The sequence below is a fragment of the Pseudanabaena sp. Chao 1811 genome (genome assembly GCF_027942295.1).
GTDB lineage: Bacteria > Cyanobacteriota > Cyanobacteriia > Pseudanabaenales > Pseudanabaenaceae > Pseudanabaena.
This window is the reverse complement of the sequence record NZ_CP101416.1, coordinates 1988212-2007002: the sequence shown is the minus strand read 5'-3', so window position 1 is coordinate 2007002 and position 18791 is coordinate 1988212. Positions and strand designations below refer to the sequence as shown.

The 18791-nt window shown below is 43.8% G+C and carries 15 protein-coding genes; 8 read left to right on the top strand and 7 right to left on the bottom strand.

Annotated features, from left to right (window positions below):
• Positions 1 to 108: 108 nt before the first annotated feature.
• The 6 genes from NMG48_RS09255 to NMG48_RS09230 all read right to left on the bottom strand — a co-directional run bounded on the left by NMG48_RS09255 (position 109) and on the right by NMG48_RS09230 (position 4138).
• Positions 109 to 708 (bottom strand): cytochrome b/b6 domain-containing protein, encoded by a 600-nt coding sequence (locus NMG48_RS09255; RefSeq protein WP_271254953.1) that lies wholly within the window; start codon positions 706 to 708, stop codon positions 109 to 111.
• A gap of 60 nt (positions 709 to 768) precedes the next feature.
• Positions 769 to 1458: a cytochrome c biogenesis CcdA family protein gene (locus NMG48_RS09250; RefSeq protein WP_271254952.1), complete on the bottom strand. Its 690-nt coding sequence runs from the start codon at positions 1456 to 1458 to the stop codon at positions 769 to 771.
• 5 nt (positions 1459 to 1463) lie between these two features.
• A complete protein-coding gene (locus NMG48_RS09245) occupies positions 1464 to 2081 on the bottom strand; it encodes a thioredoxin family protein (protein ID WP_271254951.1) in 618 nt (205 codons plus the stop codon).
• An 88-nt stretch (positions 2082 to 2169) separates the two neighbouring features.
• On the bottom strand, positions 2170 to 2601 hold the full coding sequence (locus NMG48_RS09240; protein ID WP_271254950.1) for a hypothetical protein: 432 nt from the start codon (positions 2599 to 2601) through the stop codon (positions 2170 to 2172).
• Between the two features lie 152 nt (positions 2602 to 2753).
• Positions 2754 to 3563 (bottom strand): anti-sigma factor, encoded by an 810-nt coding sequence (locus tag NMG48_RS09235; RefSeq protein WP_271254949.1) that lies wholly within the window; start codon positions 3561 to 3563, stop codon positions 2754 to 2756.
• 8 nt (positions 3564 to 3571) lie between these two features.
• Entirely contained in the window at positions 3572 to 4138 is a 567-nt protein-coding gene (locus NMG48_RS09230; RefSeq protein ID WP_271254948.1) for a sigma-70 family RNA polymerase sigma factor, read from the bottom strand.
• A gap of 240 nt (positions 4139 to 4378) precedes the next feature.
• Between NMG48_RS09230 and NMG48_RS09225 the strand changes: the two genes are divergently transcribed.
• The 4 genes from NMG48_RS09225 (at position 4379) to NMG48_RS09210 (ending at position 9303) form a co-directional block, all read left to right on the top strand.
• Entirely contained in the window at positions 4379 to 5761 is a 1383-nt protein-coding gene (locus tag NMG48_RS09225) for a cation:proton antiporter (RefSeq protein WP_271254947.1), read from the top strand.
• Positions 5762 to 6042: 281 nt separating this feature from the next.
• Positions 6043 to 6903: an oxygenase MpaB family protein gene (locus NMG48_RS09220; RefSeq protein WP_271254946.1), complete on the top strand. Its 861-nt coding sequence runs from the start codon at positions 6043 to 6045 to the stop codon at positions 6901 to 6903.
• A 5-nt stretch (positions 6904 to 6908) separates the two neighbouring features.
• On the top strand, positions 6909 to 7649 hold the full coding sequence (locus tag NMG48_RS09215) for an RNA methyltransferase (RefSeq protein WP_271254945.1): 741 nt from the start codon (positions 6909 to 6911) through the stop codon (positions 7647 to 7649).
• Between the two features lie 28 nt (positions 7650 to 7677).
• A complete protein-coding gene (locus NMG48_RS09210) occupies positions 7678 to 9303 on the top strand; it encodes a serine hydrolase (RefSeq protein ID WP_271254944.1) in 1626 nt (541 codons plus the stop codon).
• 145 nt (positions 9304 to 9448) lie between these two features.
• Here NMG48_RS09210 and NMG48_RS09205 read toward each other — a convergent pair whose 3' ends face one another.
• Entirely contained in the window at positions 9449 to 10009 is a 561-nt protein-coding gene (locus NMG48_RS09205) for a thioredoxin domain-containing protein (protein WP_271254943.1), read from the bottom strand.
• Positions 10010 to 10228: 219 nt separating this feature from the next.
• On the opposite strand from NMG48_RS09205, the gene NMG48_RS09200 reads away from it, so the two are divergent.
• The 4 genes from NMG48_RS09200 to chlP all read left to right on the top strand — a co-directional run bounded on the left by NMG48_RS09200 (position 10229) and on the right by chlP (position 18787).
• A complete protein-coding gene (locus NMG48_RS09200; protein WP_271254942.1) occupies positions 10229 to 11704 on the top strand; it encodes an MFS transporter in 1476 nt (491 codons plus the stop codon).
• Between the two features lie 133 nt (positions 11705 to 11837).
• Positions 11838 to 14987 carry a PAS domain S-box protein gene (locus NMG48_RS09195; RefSeq protein ID WP_271254941.1) on the top strand — a complete coding sequence of 1050 codons (3150 nt, stop codon included), beginning with the start codon at positions 11838 to 11840 and terminating at the stop codon, positions 14985 to 14987.
• Between the two features lie 198 nt (positions 14988 to 15185).
• Positions 15186 to 17234 (top strand): thioredoxin domain-containing protein, encoded by a 2049-nt coding sequence (locus NMG48_RS09190; protein ID WP_271254940.1) that lies wholly within the window; start codon positions 15186 to 15188, stop codon positions 17232 to 17234.
• Between the two features lie 332 nt (positions 17235 to 17566).
• Positions 17567 to 18787: a geranylgeranyl reductase gene (chlP, locus tag NMG48_RS09185; RefSeq protein WP_271254939.1), complete on the top strand. Its 1221-nt coding sequence runs from the start codon at positions 17567 to 17569 to the stop codon at positions 18785 to 18787.
• The last annotated feature ends 4 nt before the right edge of the window (positions 18788 to 18791 follow it).

The window sequence follows — 18791 nt, the reverse complement described above, 5'->3', positions numbered from 1 at the left end:
CTTTTTTGAGTTGGAAACCAAACCCAGTAGGGGTTTTAAAATAAAGAAATGGCGTAGCCATTTCTTTATTTGGTATAAGTAAATCTTCCAAAAGCTAATAGCTAAAGGCTAAACAAACATAGAGCGAATCATTTTGAAACCACCAACTCTGAAGGAGAGGAATATATGCGCGATCGCAAAAATCAGCACAATCGGCACGGTGAGAAAATGGGCGATGCGGAGATTTTGCCAACTGCCAAATAGCCCTGAGATCCATGCAAACTGCACAGGTTTATACATACATAAACCAGAGAGAATCGCTAAGAGCAAAATTGGAATGATGGCTGTGTAGGCGATTCGATGCCAAGCGTAGTTTTTACGTTTAGGATTTTTGGCTTGTAGGGCTTGAATATCTTTTTCAGAAGCAAAGCGATGCTTCCATCGGCGCGTGAGGAAGATATAGATGCCATAAATCAATAAACTCATGGAAAACACCCACATCGAAGCAAAATGCCAATTCCTACCGCCGCCAAGCCATCCGCCTAAGAGTATCTCTTTGGGGAATCGCCATCCTGAGCGTCCACCAAAGACAGGATTTGCATTATAAATTTGCAGACCACTTGCCGTCATCAAGATCAAGGCGATGAGATTAATGGAATGAAATGCCTTAATGAATATTGCTTGCTTAGGAGCGGGCGGCGATTTGGGATTTGGAGATTTTGGACTCATGGGTTTAGCTGGGTTAATTAATTGGTATTGGGTGAGCATGATTCGCAGGCTCGTCCAACTTCATAAAACTAAGGTCGGAAAGAATGGTGCTAACCAAAGTTGGATTTTGACATCCCATCCCAAAATAATTGCGATCGCTGTAATGGCAATCATCACACCACCAATTCTTTGTAAAAGTTGGCTATGGACGCGGAATCTGAGGAATGATTTACTAAAATAGCGACTGGCATAGGCAAGTAGTAACATGGGGATACCTGCACCAATCCCATAGCAAATCAATAACATAAAGGCGCTAAGAATTTCCTGATTGACTGCCGCTAGAACTAAGATACTTCCTAATACTGAGCCTGCACAGGGAGTCCACAATAATCCTAATTGAGAACCCAAGAGAAATTCACTAGCTAAATTGATGCGGGTTAGTTCTTTGAATTTTGGAATAGGTAACTTGGCTAGCAACAGATAATTCAATTTGGGAAATATCGATAACAAACCAAGGACTAGTAAAACAGCGATCGCTAAAATTCGCATCACATTGGTGAAGCCCGTCAGCCAAATACTAGCAATTCCTAAAAGACTACCTGCGATCGCAAATCCAGTGATCGTACCTAGTACCAAAGCGATCGGTGCATAGCGATGCGTCTGTAGCGATCGCCCAATTAAAATCGGCAAAATCGGCAATATACAGGGTGAAAATGCGGTTAACAAACCAGCAGTTATGGATAAGGCGATCGCCAGAGGAGAAATTCCCATAGCTCCTATCCCAATAGCTTTTGAATGGTTTGCTCTGTCTTGACATACGCACCTTCGCCAATATGGTCATAGACAAGATTACCTTGGCGATCGGCTAAATAGAGATGGGGCCAGTACTCATTACCATAGGCTTTCCAAGTTTGGAACTCATTGTCAACTGGAACTGGGTAATGAATGCCATGTTTTTGGATCGCATCTTTGATATTGTTAGCATCACGCTCAAAGGCAAATTCGGGAGTATGCACACCGATAATTTTTAATCCTTTGGCGGCGTATTGTTCATGCCATTTAGTCACGTAGGGTAAAGTACGCTGACAGTTGATACAGCTAAAAGTCCAAAACTGAATCATTACCACATTTCCCTTTAATTCCTGAATTGACAAGGGATCAGAATTTAGCCATTGGGAAATACCTTGAAATTCTGGTAGTGGTTGACTGGTACTGGTATTAATAGCTACTGGATTAACTGAACTGTTAGACTTAGGGATATTGGGGTTAGATACGATATCAGGAGAGTTTTTTGGAGAACTGATCTGAGTAGCGATCGCTGCACTACCAATTCCCAAAACACCTAATCCTGCATAAGTTAAAAATCGACGACGACGCAGCAAGCTTCTATCCATTGCAAATTCTCTTGAATGGGAATGATTAAGGTAATAATTTTTGAATGACTTCCACTCAAAAATTATTACTGATCGAATTTTTACGAACCTATTGCTTCATCGCATCCGCGGGCTTTTTCATGGCATCCGCAGGTTGATCCTTCTTCATCGCATCGTTCTTCATGGCATCCGCAGGCTTATCGCTTTTCATTGCATCATTTTTCATCGCATCCGCGGGTTTGTCACTCTTCATCGCGTCGTTTTTCATCGCATCGCCAGACTTATCCTTCATTGCGTCATTTTTCATCGCATCCGCAGGCTTATCCTTCTTCATTGCATCACTTTTCATCGCATCGCCAGTTTTATCCTTCATCGCATCACCTTTCATTGCATCATTTTTCATCGCATCCGTAGGCTTTGTTGCAGGAGTAGATTGGGCTGCGGGAGTGGATTGTTCAGTGGGAGTAGATGTAGCACTACAGGACACAAGTCCAGTAGTCAGAGCCAAACCAGCAATCAGTCCAAGAAATTTGTAGTTCATTTTTGTTAGCTCGCGTTCAATAAGAAATAATGGAGAGTAACCTTTGTTTGGTTCACTTATTTGATATACGGAGCAGTTAAGAAATTGGATGAGACAAACTCGACCAAAGTGCAAAATTGTAAAAATCGCATAGCGATTTTTACAATTTTGGATCAAACTTCTCCTTTCATCACCATTTCGCCAGTGGGTTCAGGCATATCTTTATTTGGCTCAATGGTAATAATTAAGGTGTTAGATTGTTTGAGAGCGCTACCTAAGGGAACCTTCAAAAATACTTTCCCCTGTGCGTCAGGTCGGAACTGAGCACAATCAATCTTTTTGCCATCAACGATCGCCCAAAGTCGATAGCTATTTTCTTGGGGAAGCGGCATGAGATTTTGAATATTGATCATGGCAGTTTTTTCCATAGGCGCGATCATCACACTACCCGTTGCCGCAGGAATTGCGCCCATCCCCTTGAGAGAAATCATGCGATTGTCAGAGGCTTGCAAGAGAGCGATCGCCTGTTTATATTTTTGCAGTTCTATTTGATTGGTTGCGATTTGTTGGCGCATTTGGTAATTATCAAATCCTAAAGCAACGATCGCGATCGCACTAATACTACCTAAACCAATCCCCAATAATTTCCAAAATTTTTGACGGCGACGCGGTACTTGCCTAGCCTCTGGAGCTTGGGGAGCAGTTAACGGATCTAGCGAATCAGCAATATTATTTGTGACATTCTCAGCTACAGGGATTGCCGCCGCCGCAATGCGATCGCGCAGATTTGGCGAAGGATGGGAAGCATTTAAACTCAATGGCAAAAGCGCTAATGTTTCTTGCAAGCGATCGATTTCTTGAATGATTTCGGGATGCTCAACGATCAACTGCTGCATTTCCGTAACTTCTTCTGTGGTCAAATCCCCTAAGACATAACCTGCTAATAACTCTTCCCATTCATGGGGATAATTGGATACTGACATAATTACTTTCACTCCAGCGAATCTTTCAAACTTTCTCTCAATCGAATCAACCCATTACGCGCCCAAGATTTAACCGTTCCCAAAGGTGTATCAAGAGCTTTGGCAATTTCCGTTTGGCTGAGTCCGTCAAAATATGCCATCTCTAAAACTTGGCGATGTTTATCAGGTAAGTCAGCTAAAGCAGCTTTTACCTTTTCTGATCGTTCTGAAAGTGACGCATTTTCCATGAGTGATGAGTTGCTGGTGTCATGGTCTGAGGAAATGCTTTGTTCCCATTTTTGGAGATGCTGCTGTTGCGATCGCGTTTTGCGAATACGGTCAATGGCTCGCGATCGCGTCAACACCGACAAAAAAGCGGCGATCGATCCGCGCTTACTGTCATAGTTAGTATCGCGACTTAGCAGGATAAAGATCTCTTGCGTGAGATCCTCCGCTTCTTGCGGATTGCCCAAGATTCTGAGAGATAGGCGATACACTAGCTCGCCATAGCGATCGTAAAAGATACCAAAAGCCTGACTGCTGCCAGCTCGCCAAGCCTGCAATACTTCCACATCAGTTTGCTCTGAGATTTTCATAGGATCATAGAAATATCGGTGGTAAGGGTTCTGCGATTTAATAAAGAACCAAATTTTTTGTGACGCGGCTTCGCCGCGTCACAAAAAATCGGTTCTTTATTCTTCTGCATGTCCCTAAGCGCAAGCTGTAATATACATACGCATCCTAAGCGAAAATGGATGAATTGAAAATCAGTAAGTAGGTGGGGCGCAAGATGCTACTCCTCCGAATCAGTAAACCTGTATCAAGAATCACAGCTTATGTTTTTGAATCATGCGATCGCCTCTCAGCTAGGTTGGCATCTCCCTGCGCCACTACTGGCAACTACCGCAGCAGAAAATTCACCAATCATCTTGTCTGGGGTATTGCTAACCCTTGTAATTATCTATATAGCTAGCAAAGTTGGTAGTGAAGTTGCCAAGCGCTTAGATCTCCCTCCTGTTTTAGGAGAACTCGTTGCTGGCGTGATCGTGGGCGTATCAGCTTTGCATCTAGTTATTTTCCCTGAAGGTGGATTCACAGGATCTGATTCACTGATCATGACTGCGCTACAAGCCCTGAATCAACTCACACCTGAAGCTGTTCAGAGCATATTTGATTCTCAAAGTGAGGTGATTTCGGTACTCGCAGAATTAGGCGTGATCATTCTTCTGTTTGAGATTGGCTTAGAGTCAGACCTTCGCCAACTCAAAGAGGTGGGTATTCAAGCAATTGTTGTCGCCTGTGTTGGTGTCGCGGTTCCCTTTGCCGCAGGTACGATCGGACTGATGTACTTTTTCCATGTGGCGGCGATTCCTGCAATTTTTGCTGGAGCTGCCCTGACTGCTACGAGTATTGGGATCACTTCCAAGGTTTTAGCAGAACTTGGTCAACTGAAATCGAAGGAAGGACAAATCATCGTCGGGGCAGCTGTCATCGATGATGTTTTAGGGATCATTGTTTTAGCAGTAGTCGCCAGCTTGGCAAAAAAAGGTGAAGTAGACATTACCAATGTGTTTTACCTGATCGTTAGCGCTGTTACTTTTTTGTTAGGCGCAATTCTCTTGGGCGGGCTTTTCAATAAAACCTTTGTGGCTTTGGTTGAGAAACTGCAAACTCGCGGCAATATCATTATTCCCGCCTTTATCTTTGCTTTCATCATGGCATTTATTGGTAATGCCATTCATCTAGAAGCGATCTTGGGTGCATTTGCAGCAGGGCTAGTATTAGATGAAAGCGATGCTCGTAATGAACTAGATGAATTAATTAAACCGATCGCTGATTTGATCGTCCCCATTTTCTTTGTCACCGTTGGCGCAAGGGCTGATTTGGGCGTGCTAAATCCTGCGATCCCCGAAAATCGCGCTGGTTTATTGATTGCAATTTTCCTAGTCTTAGTTGCGATCGCTGGAAAATTGGTCACAGGTTGGGCAGTCTTTGGAATACCTAATATCAATCGAGTTGCGATCGGTGTGGGCATGATCCCCCGTGGTGAGGTAGGTCTAGTATTTGCTGGCATTGGTTCCGCCAGTGGCGTACTCGACAAACCCTTAGAAGTCTCGATCATCATTATGGTTATTCTCACCACCTTCTTAGCCCCACCATTTCTGCGTGTTGCCTTTGGACAAACCAAAAACAATCCTGCCAATGGAATAAGTAGCTAGAAACAGAACCAAAAACTATGGCGCACGCGCAGCGTGCGCCATAGTTTTTGGGGTTTTATATTTAATTGCACTACTTAGCAATTAACCAAATTGTTTGTGACACGGTTTTGCCGCGACACAAACAATCGGTTTGTAGCTTTGTTGTTGCGGCTTAAATCAATTTTTGAAAGCGCGGCTTTGCCGCGCTTTCAAAAATTTCTCGTTAGCGTACAGCGCTATAATATGACAATTAGACGAAATCTCTCTAAGGCAATCCTTTCAAGATAGTAGGGACTGAAAGCATGGCAAGCAAACAAATTACGGAACGGATCACCCATCTCGATCCCCAAAAAGACTGTCAAGAAATTATGTTTTTGCTGACCTGCCATGTCTTCCCTTGGGATATTGAGCGTGCTCTTGAATTCGCACTTTTCCGTACCTATGCCATCCCTGCTATTTCTTCCCTAATAGTCAAGACTGGAGAATTTCAGAAGCGTCCTCGTAAACGCTATGACGACACCCAACTGATCTTGGCGGAGATTACCGAAAATGGCTATGACAGCGATCGCGGTAAGCAAGCTTTAAATCGCATGAATCAAATGCATGGACGATTTCCGATTAGTAATGATGACTTTCTCTATGTTCTCAGTACTCTGATTTATGAGCCGATTCGGTGGATCGACAAATATGGCTGGCGATCGCTAACACGCAATGAGCAACTGGCTTGTTTTTACTTCTATAGAGAAATGGGGCATCGAATGCATATTCGCGATATTCCTGAGAGTTATGACGAATTTGAGCAGTTTAACCGTAACTATGAGCAGCAAAACTTTGTACTCGCCTCTTCAAATCCTGTCATTGCTAAAGTTACAGTCAATTTATTTTTAAGTTTTTACTTACCCCGTTTATTTTGGTCACTAGGTAAACCATTGCTTTATGCTGCCATTGACAATCATTTACTAGAGGTGCTCGATCTCCCATCTCCTCCCAAATTTCTCAGGGAGAGCATCACAGGTTTATTGAAATTGAGAGGTAAATTCGCAGGATGGTTGCAGGAGCCAAGTAAACCGATTTTGCTCACAGCCCGCAAGCGCCCAACCTATCCCCAAGGTTACAAACTTGAAGAATTAGGAACCTTTACCCATGCCAAGAGGAGTAACTAGACAGAATGCGAATTGTGTTAGTAGAGACGGCGGGGGCGCGGAACCTTGGCTCAGTGGCAAGGGTGATGAAAAACTTTGGACTGTCAGAATTGTGGCTAGTTAACCCTCAATGCGATCGCCTCAGTGATGAAGCGATCCATATGGCAGTCCATGCCCGTGAAATTTTAGAAAACGCCATAATTGTAGAGAGTTTACCTGAAGCACTGATGGGTTGCCAGAGAGCGATCGCTACCGCAGGTCGCATCGATAAGGGAGACATGAAAGTAACTAGTCCTCCTCAAGGCTTGAGTTGGTTATCACAGGTTGCGACTAGTGCGATCGTCTTTGGTGCAGAGGATCGTGGCTTGAGCAATGCCGAAATTCAACATTGTCAACAGGTGCTGCGAATCCCTGTCAATCCCGACTATCCATCGCTAAATTTAGCCCAAGCCGTGGGGGTTTGTTGCTATCAATGGCAACTACTGCGAGACGATCCCAAAAGTCACGAAAATTTGACTAGCCAAATCGCGCAAGATTTGCTAAAGTCAGCACCCATAGACCTTGCACCCCGCGAGGATATAGAAGCTTGCTACCAGCAACTTGAAGCAGTACTGCTAAAGATCGGCTATGTTTATCCACATACCGCCGCTCATCGGTTGCGAAAGTTTCGGAATATCTTCGATCGCGCTAATCTGAGTCCATCAGAGGTTGCCATGCTGCGGGGGATTTTACGTCAAATAAATTGGGCCACGGCTCATCTTGATTAAATTTTTCAGGAATCTACACTGTAAATTCTTGAAATCAACCAGAGACATTCTTGAATCGGAGTTACAAATAGCAGTGGAACCAAGAAACTTTTCATCGCCTGACGCTAACGAAAAAAGCCGAGAAGCGCGTCTAAATAAGTTGCGTGAGCGTCGCGCCAAGGCTGTGACAAGCAATAGTGAAGCCTCTGCCCGCCCCGTCATTGGTGGTGACTCCCGACCACGCTTGGTAAGAGAAGCGGCGCGATCGCCTGAGCCAATCATTGATCCTCGCTTTGACAATCGTAGTTTTGATCATAGAGTTTCTGAGGGCAAGGTCAAACCATTACCCAATCGCCAAGGCAGAATTGAAGCACGTCCTGAACAGAGACCAGAAAATCGCCCTGATAGTCGCACCACAGACTTAAGAACTCGCAAAAAAAATCCCAATCGTCCAATTCCCATCAAATCGCCTGCCAAATCCTTAGGATGGCAAGCCCTTCGTTTAGCGATCGCTGGTGTTGGGTTGAGTGTGATCGCAGGTACAGCCCTCTCCTTTTGGCAAAATCAGCAGTTAAGCCGCGCTAAGGCAGCAGTTCCTGAAGTTAGCACTAAGGAAGAAGCAAATAAATCTACCCAAGAGATTGTACCTCTGAGCCTCAAGACAGAAGCAACACCACTGGTGAGCAAGATCAAGGAATTAGCCGCCAAAGAAAAGGATCTATCCATGCAAATGATGGTGGTAGATCTCGACTCTGGCGCATATGTGCAGATTGGTGCAAATCAAGTGATTGCTGCGGCAAGTACGATCAAAACTCCGCTTCTAGTTGCTTTTTTCCAAGATGTGGATGCTGGCAAAATCAAGCTCGATGAGCAACTAGATCTGACCGATGATGTCAAGGTCGGAGAAGCAGGCGATTTTCAGTTTTTACCAATAGGTACAAAAATCTCAGCTTTAGAAACAGCAACTCAAATGATCATGATCAGTGACAATACTGCCACCAACATGATTATCAAGAGATTGGGAGGTAATGCGGCGGTCAATCAACGGTTCAAATCTTGGGGATTAAATAATGTCGTTGTCAACAACAAACTCCCCGATCTTGAGGGAACAAATACCATTAGCACCCAAGACATGGTGACATTGCTCGCGATGTTGGATAAAGGTAAGTTACTTGAGCCACGCAGCCGCGATCGCTTTATGGACATCATGCGCCGTCCTGTTACTAATACCCTATTACCCAAGGGAATTGGCGAAGAGGCAAGAATCATCCATAAAACTGGTGATATTCGCTCAGCCGTTGGTGATGCAGGGATTGTCGATATGCCCAATGGTAAACGCTATGCGATCGCCGTCATGGTTAAGCGTCCTGATAACGATCAACGCGCTAATGAGTTAATTCGTCAAATCTCACGGGCAACCTACGACTATTTCCTCTCTGGTGGTAAATTGCCTGCAAACAATAACAATCCTGCAATTTCCCCCGATTCACCCAATGCAGCAAATTCCAATAGCTCTAGTACTTCTAACAATCCGACTAATAGTTCTACCAATTCCACCAATTCCTCAAACCCTAGCAATGGGGCAACGAGTGTAATTGAAAATATTCAATTACCTCTACCCAATGCAAATCCCAACGTATCCCCATCTCCTAGTGCTTCACCAAGCACGCCATAAAAAAAGCCCCGCAAAGCGGGGCTTTTTTTAACGTGAGTTCGATAACGCCATTTGCGCGGCGCAAAGCGCCACGCAAATGGCGGAAAATGGTAAAAATCGCTAGGCGATTTTTACCATTTTCCGCCTTCGTCGAACTGACGTTTTTTTATAACTTTTTGCCGTGATCTCGAGGTTGCGAAATATCGGCAGCTTTAGGTTCAGCAATGGTCGAGGTGCGATCGCTACTAATACTATTGTGGGGCAAGGGCTGATTGGCGATCGCCGCTTCGATATTCGCTGCCATAATTTCGCGGGGGATGGCTCCCGTCGTATCACCGATCGCCTGATTAGCGCGATCTAAAAAAATAAATCTGGGAATCCCATCAACACGGTACTTAGTCACCTCTGGCAACCATTTAGTATTGTCCACATTCAGCATCACAAAATTCATGCGATCGCTATATTCCTTCTCGAGGGACAAATTATCCGCCGCCATCGACTGACAACTGCTACACCAATCCGCATAAAACTCAATCGTGGTGGGTTTGTCATTGGCGATCGCTTCATCAATAGGAATTGCGGCGGCGGCAACTGCATCCAGTGAGGTACTACTTTGCTGCGCCTGAAACCCAAAGAATAGAGCCGTAGTCAGAATAATTGCCGCGATCGCCACTAATAAATTGCGTAACTGATTAGATGTAGGACTAGTTGGATTCTCTGAATTCATAACACTTAAGGAAAAGTAAGGAAAAGACTATTTCCATTATGCCGAGCAAGGTTTGCACTATGCTATAGCAATTCTAAAAAACAACAGATATAGCTATCATCACTTGCATCCCCCCCCCGCAGACGAGTAGCAGTGCTTTGCGCCGCCACTCGTCTTCAGAGGTGATTCCTAACAAGACTAGCTGCAACTATCTAAAAACTGTAATTACGCAATTAACCTATGAGTAATTCTGAGAAATCCTTTGATGCCTCACCCTATGACCTCACACAAGCCAAACTAACTTTTGGTGAAAAACTTGCCTATGGTGCAGGTGATCTAGGTACTTCCATCACCACCAACCTGCTCTCATTCTTTCTTTTATTCTTTTTTACCAATGTCGCAGGACTTGATCCAGCTCTCGCAGGACTAGTCCTATTAATCGGCAAAATCTTTGATGCGATTAATGATCCGATTATCGGGGTCCTCAGCGATCGCACTAAGTCCAAAATGGGCAGACGGCTGCCTTGGATGATTTATTCGGCAATTCCCTTTGGGCTGACATTCCTAGCGCAATGGTTAGTGCCTAGTACTGACAAAACGGTTCTTTTTTGGTATTACGCGATTATCGGTATCATCTTTAATACCTTCTTCACGGCAGTTAACCTTCCCTATACCGCACTCACCCCTGAGATTACTCAAGACTATAACGAACGGACTAGTCTGAATACTTTCCGTTTTACCTTCTCCATTGGCGGCAGTATTCTCTCTCTCATTATTGCCCAAATCATCTTTGCCTTTTTCAAAGATCCTGCGCGGCAAACTGGTAGTTGTAATACAGGTGGAATGCAATATATTGTGCTAGGTGCAGTCTGTGCGATTATTTCTAGCATTTCAATTTATTGGTGTGTTTTAGGCATTAAAAGGAGAGCGATCGCTAGCGATCGTCACCGACTCCATAACGAATCTCTAGATGCGCATAACGAAGAATTAAGCTTTGGAGAACAGTTAAAAATAGTTTTCAACAATCGTCCATTTCTATTTGTAATTGGAATTTACTTCTGTTCTTGGCTAGCTCTGCAAATCACTGCTTCGATCATTCCCTATTTCGTTGTCAATTGGATGAAGATGCAGGAGAGTGATTTTATCCTTGTCACGATCGCCGTTCAAGGTACTGCCCTCATTATGCTGTCTGTATGGAGTGCGATTAGTAAAAGATTCGGAAAAAAAGCTGCCTATTTCATGGGGTCTGGCATTTGGATTATTGCTCAGGCAGGATTATTCTTCTTGCAAGAAGGACAAGTGGTATTGCTCTATATATTAGCAATTATGGCGGGTGCTGGAGTTTCTACAGCTTATCTCATCCCTTGGTCAATGATTCCCGATGTCACCGATCTGGATGAACTAGAAACAGGGCAACGTCGTGAAGGTATTTTCTATGCCTTCATGGTGCTATTACAAAAATTTGGTCTCGCGCTTGGTTTGTTCTTGCTAGGACTCGGTTTGTCTTGGGCAAAGTTTAAGGAAAGTGTTCCTTGTCAACCTTTACCTGTACAGCCAGATTCTGCTTTGTTTGCGATCAGAGTAGCGATCGGTCCCTTACCAACGATCGCCTTAATTATTGGTTTAGGACTAGCCTACTTCTATCCCATTACTCGCGAAGTCCATACCGAGATATTAATGCGTCTTGCAGACAGAAGAAGACAACGAAGTGAGTAGATTACAAGCACCCAATGGGTGCTTGTAATCTAAACTGATTCAAAGAATCATGAAGTAGTCAACCAATTTTTTGTGACTTAACTTATAGTTAATCAATCATGCCATGATATAAGACTATGAGTTTTTAATTCCAGTGTCTAACACTTTAGATTGGATAAATGATAAAAGTCCCATCACCATCGCCGCTCATACATATGTAACCCAAGCCATAGGTCTTATGAGTCAGACACAATCAAGCTGTGTCTTAGCAATGGAGGGGGAAACGCTATTGGGAATACTTACAGAACAAGATATTGTTCAGCTTTGTGCTGCGGGGAGAAATTTAGGGGAAATAAAAGTTGTTGAGGTAATGCAAAGCTCGCCTATTACAATTGGGCGATCGCAATGTCAGCATACCGATGAAATCATCGCTCTATTTCATCGGCATCAGCTTAAGTATTTGCCTGTATTAGATAACAAAGGATTTCCAGTTGGGCTAATTACGTCGGAAAAACTACTCAAAGCGATCGCTCAAGAATCTCTGCGCCGCCAATTATCGGAACAAAAAAATCAAAGACTTCATGAGAAAATCATCTCTAAAATTATCCAAAAAAATCGCGAATTACGTCAAACAGAACAAAGGTTTTCCTTTGCTCTGCAAAATGCGCCCATAGTTGTTTTTAATCAAGATCGAGATTTACGTTACACATGGATCTATAACCCTGCATTAGGCTATAAGGCGAATGAGGTCATCGGCAAACTGGATAGCGACATCATGCCATCTGCCGAAACAGCCCGCCAACTCACGGAAATTAAACAAAGGGTTTTAGACACAGGCATCATGGAACGCCATGAAGTGGCTATTCCTACAGATCAGGTGACGCACTACTACGATATGACCGTAGAGCCATTACACAGTAAATCGGGAGAAGTTATAGGCGTTAGTTGTGCAGCCCTAGATATTACTAGTATCAAGCAAGTTCAAGTCAAACTTCAGGAGAGCCAATATTTCACCCAACGCATTGTTGATATCTCCCCTGATATCGTCTATATCTATGACTTGCTAGAGAAATGTAATATTTATGTTAACAGTGCGATAACTTCTGTCCTTGGCTACTCTTCAGAAGAAATTCAGTCTATGGGAGCGAACCTTTTTGAGAGGCTCATCCATCCCGATGATTTGAGCAAAGTCATAGAGTCCCAAAAGCAATTTGATACTGCCAAGGATGGCAGTATTATTGAAATAGAATATCGGGCGCTACATGCCAATGGCGAATGGCGATGGCTTTATGATCGCTCTTCCATATTTGCAAGGGATGTCGATGGCAGAGTTAAGCAAACCGTGGGAAATGCTCAAGACATTACTAAGCGAAAACTAGCTGAACAAAGACTTAAAGAGATCGAGAGGCAACAGCGCACGATTCTCGAACATTTGCCCGTCGGTGTAATTATTACCGAGGGCGTTGAGCAAAAAATGCGCTATTACAACCCCTACTTTAAGCAGTTGTTTGGCTATTCCTTCTCGGAAGTCTCGACGTTTGAGAAGTGGTTGCCCCTTGCCTATCCTGATCCAGAATATCGCGAATGGGTAGCGACAACTATTAATCAGAAATTAGCTGAAGCGATTAGAGAACATAGAGACCCCGAACCGATAGAATCAAGAATTACCGCCAAGAATGGCAGTATCAAACATGTCAATGTATATTGCACAATCATTGACGAATCGTACTTTATCACTTTTGTCGATCTGACTAATCACTATCAAACTGCGATCGCCTTACAAGAGAGCGAACAACATTTACAAACCATTGTCAGCCAAAGCTCTGATGGAATTGTAATTCTCAACCAACAGGGACGGATTATCTTTGCGAATCCTGCTGCCGAAAAAATCTTTAACCTCCATATCGGTGAACTCAAGGATGTAGAGCTAGGGATTCCGATTACAATAGATCGCCCCTTTGAGATGGACTTCTTAACTAATAAAGGGAAAATCAAAATAGCAGAAGTACTGGTTACTCAGATCGAATGGGATCAACAGATGTCGTATCTGACTTCCATTCGTGATATTACCGATCGCAAACAAGTAGAGGAGCAGTTATTACTTGCTAACACCGAATTAATTCGGGCAACTCGTTTAAAGGATGAATTTCTCGCCAATATGAGCCATGAGTTACGAACTCCACTCAATGCAATTTTGGGAATGGCAGAAAGTTTGCAAGATGAAATTTTAGGCGAACTAAACGATCGTCAGAAAAAATCGATCGCCACCATTGAACGCAGTGGCTATCATCTTTTAGAGTTAATTAATGACATTCTCGATCTTGCCAAAATTGAAGCAGGCAAACTAGAACTACATACTCAAAATAATTCTGTACAATCCATTTGTCATGATAGTCTCACCTTTGTCAAACAAATTGCCCTCAAGAAAAATGTCCAGTTGATCACGCAAATTCCCTCTACCCCTCTTTCTATTTGCGTCGATGAACTTCGCATTCGTCAAGCCTTAATTAATCTCCTTACCAATGCCGTTAAATTTACGCCCGATGGAGGCAGTGTTACTTTAGCAGTAACCACCATTCATCATATAGAGAATCTAGATGAAACACCTCAAGATTTTATCGATTTCTCTGTGATTGATACAGGTATTGGTATTGATCAAAAAGATATGGGCAAACTATTTCAAACCTTCGTGCAGATTGATAGTGATTTAAACCGTAAATATACGGGTACTGGTTTAGGCTTAGCCCTAGTCAAGCGTATTTCCGAATTACATCATGGCAAAGTCATGCTTGAAAGCAAGATCAATGAGGGTAGTAAATTTACGATTCGCTTACCCTATGATCAGAATCAAAATGATCTATTACAGAGTTCTTTATTAGAAGCACAATCGGCAACATTGACACCACCATTACCATTAACGCCAACAGAGCTACCAACCTCTCAATTAATCCTGATCGTTGATGATAATGAGGCAAATATTTCCAGCATGTGGGACTATCTAAAAAGCCGAGGATATCGCTTGATTGCTGCAAAAGATGGAGAAGCCGCAGTAGGTTTAGCCAATAGTGAAAAGCCCAATCTAATTTTGATGGATATTCAAATGCCAAAGATGGATGGACTAGAAGCAATTAGAATCATTCGTACTAATCCAGATTTAATTTCTACACCGATCATTGCACTAACCGCTTTGGCAATGTCGGGCGATCGCGAAAGGTGTTTGCAAGTAGGGGCTAACGAGTACTTGACTAAACCCGTCAAGTTAAAACATCTTTCTGAAACTATACAGAAACTATTGAGTAGCTAAAACCAGAGCATTGGGTCACTCGCGTAGCGAGTGACCCAATGCTCTGGTTTGCTGGACTATTTAGCCTAAAAACGAGGCTGTATCTCTGCTGCACAAAACCTAATACAAATAACTCTTGGTTCCACTACTCACAAAGAGTTAAACTCTGTAGTTATCTCTACCTAAATCCCATAAAATTACTGCCGCAAATTTTGCCCTATGCCCAACCGTCTCGCGCGATCGCAAAGTCTCTACCTCCGCAAACACGCTGACAACCCGATCGATTGGTATCCTTGGGGCAACGAAGCATTAGAGAAAGCCAAAGCCGAAAATAAACCGATCTTTTTGTCCGTTGGCTACTCCAGTTGCCATTGGTGTACGGTGATGGAGCATGAGGCTTTTTCGGATACGGTGATTGCTGACTATATGAACGATCACTTTGTGGCGATCAAAGTAGATCGCGAAGAGCGTCCCGATCTGGACAGCATCTATATGCAGGCAGTACAGATCATGGGCGAAAGCGGCGGCTGGCCCCTAAATTTATTTCTTGCCCCCGATGATTTAGTTCCCTTTTATGGTGGGACATACTTCCCCATTGAGCCACGCTATGGCAGACCAGGATTCCTGCGCGTGCTGCAATCAATTTGCGAAATCTATTACGAGCGCTATCAAGATATTCAAGATTATAAAGATCAAATTGTACGCAACCTGCACCAAGTCAATAAGCTAATTCCTGTGCCGATTATTAATGATGAGGTTTTAGCCAATGGAATTGCGAAATGTGCGGAAGTCGTCACCAATCGCGATTATGGAACCTGTTTCCCGATGATTCCCTATGCAAATTTGCTATTAAGAGCCAGTCGATTTGAAGCAAATAATGCTGAATCTAGCACAAACATGCTCCAAGACAAGGCTCAGCAACGAGGGATAGATTTAGCTCTAGGTGGCATCTTTGATCATGTCGCAGGGGGATGGCATCGCTACACTGTTGACCATACTTGGACAGTCCCGCATTTTGAGAAGATGCTCTATGACAATGGCTTGATCATGGAATATCTAGCAAATCTCTGGCTATCGGGATTAAAAGAACCTGCGATCGCTAGAGCCTGTGCAATAACTGCCACTTGGCTCCAGCGTGAGATGCTAGCTGAGGAAGGATGCTTCTATGCTTCCCAAGATGCTGATAGTGAAGGCAGAGAAGGCAAGTTCTGGGTATGGAGTTTTGCAGAACTCAAGAAGATTTTTAGTAATACGGAACTTGACCTGTTAATTAAGGAATTTACGATTTCGGTCAATGGCAACTTTGAAGAAACCAATGTCTTACAGCGCAAGAAGCTAGGAGAACTTTCGCCAGAGACTGAAGCCTGTTTACTAAAGTTATTCTGCCGTCGCTATGGCGAATATTCCCGCCCAACCGATGCTTTTCCTGTTGCGCGTAGTCAGGACGATATTCGCGAAATTGATTGGGAAGGGCGCGTACCACCCATTACCGACACCAAGGCGATTACTGCTTGGAATGCGTTAATGATTTCAGGTTTAGCGACTGCTTATCGCGCTTTCCAAAAGCCTATCTATAAACAACTAGCAGTGAATGCGGCAAAATTCATTCTCGAACATCAATGGATAGAAGGGCATCTCCAAAGAATTAATTATGAAGGTCAAGCCGCAGTTCCTGCTCAGTCAGAGGACTATGCTTTCTTGATTAAGGCAATGCTAGATTTGCACCAAGCTATTCCCGAAGAAGCTGATTTCTATTTACAACAGGCGATCGCTATCCAAGCAGAATTTGATCGCGATTTTTGGGATGCCCTTTCGGGTGGCTATTTCAACACTACTAGCGAGTCTAGTCAACATTTACTCTTGCGAGAACGTAATTATCAAGACAATGCCACTCCTTCCCCCAATGGCATTGCGATCGCTAATTTAGTGCGCCTTGCTAGCGTTACCGAAAAATTAGAATATTTAGATCGCGCTGAGTTAGCCCTCAAACGCTTCGGTCTAGTGATTGCCAATAGTCCTGTGGCTTGCCCAAGTTTGTTAGCCGCCTTTGACTGGTTCCGCAACCATACCCTTGTGCGGACAAATCCTGCTCAATATGCCTATCTCAATCAGCAATATTTACCCTCAGTGATGTTACGCATCGATCAACATTTACCCAATCCCGATGCGATCGCGATGGTATGTCAGGGCTTTGCTTGCCTAGAACCTGCAATGACTCAAGAAATCTGCGATCGGCAGTTATTCAGAAGTACGACTAGAGTTAAATAACCAAATTTTAAAAGCCCCAAAGTAAAAGCCTTGCTAAGAAAGGCTTTTACTTTGGGGCTTTTAGAGAGGGTTTGCGTAGCAAACCCTCTCTAAAAGCCCATTTCAAATTATCTACATAAAACCCAAAAAAGTGGCGGCGCGGTGCGCCGCCACTTTTTTGGGTTTTATGTCCTAAGCAAAACTTATATTGCTAGACATGTAAAGGTTGTAGCTAGCTATATACAAAACAATACAAATGTTAATATTCATCAATTTTGCCCCGATCGCTATAATGGCAATGCTAACATCCAAAATAGTTAAAACTTGAGTAAATAGAGCTTTAGGAGCGCATTTTGACATTACGAGTTGCTGTTGTAGGCGGCGGACCTGCGGGTTCTTGTGCGGCTGAAACACTTGCCAAAGCAGGTATTGAGACCTATTTATTTGAACGGAAGCTGGACAACGCCAAACCCTGCGGCGGAGCAATTCCCTTATGTATGGTTTCCGAGTTTGAATTGCCTCCAGAAATTATCGATCGCCGCGTTCGCAATATGAAAATGATCTCCCCCAGCAATGTGGAGGTAGACATTAAATTAGACAATCCCGATGAATATATCGGTATGTGTCGCCGCGAAGTTTTAGATGCATTTTTACGCAATCGTGCGGCTGACCTTGGCGCAAAGCTAATTAATGGTCGCGTACTGGATATCAAAATCAACAACAATGGTAATCAGCCCTATGTAATCACCTACTCAGACTTTGCTGAGGGTGGTAACGAAGGCGTAATGCGTACCCTTGAGATCGATATAATTATTGGCGCTGATGGTGCTAACTCCGTAGTTGCTAAAGCAATGGATGCTGGTGACTACAACTATGCGATCGCTTTCCAAGAGCGTATCCGCATCCCCGAAGACAAGATGGAATATTACAAAGATCTTGCAGAAATGTATGTTGGCGATGATGTATCGCCTGATTTCTACGCATGGGTCTTCCCCAAATACGATCACGTGGCAGTTGGTACTGGCACAATGCACAAAAACCAACGCCTGATCAAGCAATTGCAAGCGGGTATTCGTGCCCGTGCTTTACCTCGCATCGAAGGTGGCGAAGTAATTAAGGTCGAAGCCCACCCCATTCCTGAGCATCCCCGTCCTCGCCGTGTAGTCGGTCGGATCGCCCTCGTTGGTGATGCGGCAGGCTATGTCACCAAGTCCAGTGGCGAAGGTATTTACTTTGCTGCGAAGTCTGGTCGGATGTGCGCTGAAGCGATCGTTGAGTTTGCCGAAGCAGGTAAGCGTATTCCTACCGAAGCTGATCTCAAGGTTTACATCAAGCGTTGGGACAAGCAGTATGGCTTGACCTATAAGGTTCTAGACATTCTCCAGAATGTGTTTTATGCCACCAACGCCACCCGTGAAGCCTTTGTGGAAATGTGTGCCGATAAGGATGTGCAAAAGCTCACCTTTGACAGCTATCTCTACAAAACCGTTGTCCCCGCTAATCCTTTCACCCAGTTGAAGATTACATTAAAGACAATTGGCAGCTTGTTTAGAGGCAATGCCTTAGCCCCCTAACTAA